The sequence below is a fragment of the Halomonas sp. SIMBA_159 genome (assembly GCF_046536035.1).
GTDB classification, from domain to species: Bacteria; Pseudomonadota; Gammaproteobacteria; order Pseudomonadales; family Halomonadaceae; genus Vreelandella; species Vreelandella venusta_A.
The window spans coordinates 1-245 of sequence record NZ_JAWJBT010001308.1 but is presented as its reverse complement, the minus strand read 5'-3'; the positions used below and the strand labels follow the sequence as shown (position 1 = coordinate 245).

Sequence of the window (245 nt, the reverse complement as noted above, 5' to 3'; positions counted from 1 at the left end):
ATCCGGTCAAGATATTGATCATGCCCGGCGCAACGCCGAGGTCCGGTATGACCGTCACGCCTTGCTTTACTGCTTGTTCGTGCATGGCAAGCACTTTTTCTGTAGCGCCCCCGATATGCCCGCCAAGATCGACGGAATGAACACCGCATTCAATAGCGATTTCTGCCACTTTTTCATTGAACGTATAGAACAGCGCATTGATTACGACATCCGCCTGTGAGATGACTTGTTTCAATTGTTCATCG

1 protein-coding gene is annotated in these 245 nt (G+C 49.8%); it reads right to left on the bottom strand.

The annotated features are described in order from the left end of the window. A partial coding sequence (locus tag R0J87_RS23490) for a saccharopine dehydrogenase NADP-binding domain-containing protein (RefSeq protein WP_498889394.1) occupies window positions 1–245 on the bottom strand: 245 nt, incomplete at both ends.